General features: G+C 64.8%; 2 protein-coding genes and 1 pseudogene. All 3 read left to right on the top strand.

The window, feature by feature from the left end:
* Positions 1-1242: pseudogene (locus CA982_RS26625) on the top strand (hypothetical protein); the annotation flags it as partial.
* Between the two features lie 27 nt (positions 1243-1269).
* Positions 1270-2019 (top strand): hypothetical protein, encoded by a 750-nt coding sequence (locus CA982_RS26140; RefSeq protein ID WP_144066139.1) that lies wholly within the window; start codon positions 1270-1272, stop codon positions 2017-2019.
* Positions 2020-2215: 196 nt separating this feature from the next.
* On the top strand, positions 2216-2637 hold a 422-nt coding region (locus CA982_RS26135), incomplete at its 3' end, for a hypothetical protein (RefSeq protein WP_144066138.1).

The raw sequence follows: 2637 nt of genomic DNA, 5'->3' as shown, positions 1-2637 counted from the left end.
GACGCGTTCCGCCGCAGCCTCGACGTGTGGGGTCGCCAGGGGCTTTACGAGTTCATCAAGCAACTCGACGAACTCCAAAACGACCTCGACATGGACGACAGCCCATTCCTCGACCCGGCACAGCGTCAAGCCATCCAGGACATGATCGACGACCTCTACGGCGCGTTCATGAACGACTGGCAACACCGCTACGGACCCGGAACCGTCCCCACCCCAGGAGACGACCCCGAATCACCCGGCCAGCCTCGCCAACCCGGCGATACCCCAGACTCCCCCCGCCAACCCGGCGATACCCCAGACTCGCCCCGCCAGCCCGGCGACACCCCCGATCAACCGCCCACCGAAGCGCCCGACCAACCCACACCACCCGGTGACCTTCCCGACCCTGACACCAGTCCCGACTCCCGCCCCGGCGAGCCGACCTCACCTGGTGACTCCCCTCAGCCGGGCGGACCTATTGCACCCGGCGACAACCCCTCATCACCGCCTGGATCAGAGACCCCCTCCGAGGTGCCCGAGCGCACCCCACCGAACTGGTGGCAACCCCCCACACCCCCCGACCTCGACACACCCGACTTCCGCAACCCACCCGACCCCGATTACACCCAACCACCCACCGACCAGCCTGATCTCGCCGACTGGCTCGCCGCGGTCATCGCCTCCATCACCCCACCCACACCGGTCGAACCCGAAGGCGAGGATGGCGCTCCGTCAGATGAGCAGCTGCGTGACCAATTCGAAGAGGTCATCCAAGAGATTGCTGACGCCGCCACCGCCGCAGTCGGACTACAAGCCCTCTCCGATGGTCCGCTCAACGCACAGCGGTTCGGTACCGAAGTCCACACCCTGTTCAAAGAGCTCATGCAGCTATACCTCGAAACCAACCTCGACCAGTGGTTCGGTCCCGACTTCATCCTCAACCTCGAAGAATCGTTCATTAAGGCCTCCGGCCTAAAGCGGGACAACGACACGGGCCGGTATGAGTGGGACCCATATGGTTCTGCTGGTTCAGCACGTCCGGACGTGGTGATCACCCGCCTCGTCACCGACACGGCGGGCAACGCGATCGAGACCGTGTTCCTGATACTCGATGTCAAGACGGGGAACGCCGACATCAGTAACACATGGCGTGACGCCGTGTCGAGAGCGACCGACAGTGCCGCTGACATCATCCGGTCGATCAAACCCGGAGTTCCACGAGTGCTGAGCAGGCCACCGAGCACAACGACACCACCACCCTGACCCGACCAACCGATAGGCTTGATCATCATGGGAGCCACCACCCCGCAGTGGAAACAACTCGCCGCCGACACCCGCGACATCCTCGGCGACCCCTGGGAAGTCGCCGGCAGCGGCCGCAAAACCATCCTCGTCCGCCGCGGTATCGGATGGTGGCAACAACACATCAGCTACGAACCCACCACCCTCGGCCGCTTCATCGCCTACAGCGGCTTCCTTGGGAAGCCTCTGGCCTACACCCAGATCGGCGACTCCGGCGGCACGACGAGCGATCGATTCCCCTCCGACCCCCGCCAACGCCGCTCGCGCGACCTGCACGACCCCCAAGCCCTCGCTGACTGGATCCTTGCTGTCGCAAGCGAACAGTTCGATACCGTCCCAGACCTCAACGACCACCTCACGCGCCTCGAAGAAGTTCACCACAGACGCGCCGAGACACCCGTAGCGCAGCAAATGTTCAGCAGCCGTAGCCTGCAGTTATTGGTCATGCTGCGGGTGATATGTGGCACCCGCAGCCGGGAAGGACTCCTCGCCGACATTGACGACGTCCTGGCCGACCCTGATACGGCACTGCGGAACCCCGCGACTTTCCGGCGCGCGGATGGCGGGCCCACCTATCCGCAGTTCTTCACTTCCCTGCGCGGCATCATTGCCGCCGCCGACCGACCCGCCATGCAACAACTCATCCTAGACACCCGCCGAGACAACCTGCGCCACTACAAGATCCCAGAATCCTGGGTCAGCGGCGTCACCTTCCCCGCACCTGAGCATCCGTGGTGAGACCCAACGATGGGCGCGAGCGCCCGAGACCAGAGCAGCCCGATCACCAAAGCCGCTGCCGTGCGTCGGGCACCCATCGGCGACACCCGCACCGAGCCGAAGACCTCAACACCGCACGCACCGAACACTGACCAGCAGAGCGCCCCGCCGTTCTTACCCCTACCGGTCACCTAACCCTAGGAGATTTCTCTTCGCCATGAGTACCTACGGACTGGCCATCATCGCCGACCTCCCCGACGAACCCACCGCCCACCAACTACTCACCCAACTCACCACCACCCTCACACCCGACGACGACCCCGACCACGCCATCACCCCCCACCCCGACTACGGGACCCGGCTCATCATCAACGCCCCCGGACTCGTCGCCAACCACCAGGAACACGACATCTTCACCGGCCTAGCCGCCGGCCGCGCCATCGTCTGCGAAGACGGCGACGAATACGGAGTCACCTTCTCCGCCTGGCAGTTCCACAACGGCACACCCACCTGCATCTACAACGCCTACGTCGACGCCGGCGACCGCGACCCCGACACCGCCGCACGCACCCTCACCGGCACCACCGCAGCCACCACACTCGCCACGCTCTACAACACCAACCCCCAACCCCTCCTCGA

The sequence above is a fragment of the Gordonia lacunae genome, from assembly GCF_002149015.1.
In the GTDB taxonomy this organism is placed as follows: domain Bacteria; phylum Actinomycetota; class Actinomycetes; order Mycobacteriales; family Mycobacteriaceae; genus Gordonia; species Gordonia lacunae.
Note: the sequence above shows the minus strand (reverse complement) of the source record. Positions and strands in the feature narration are given on the sequence as shown.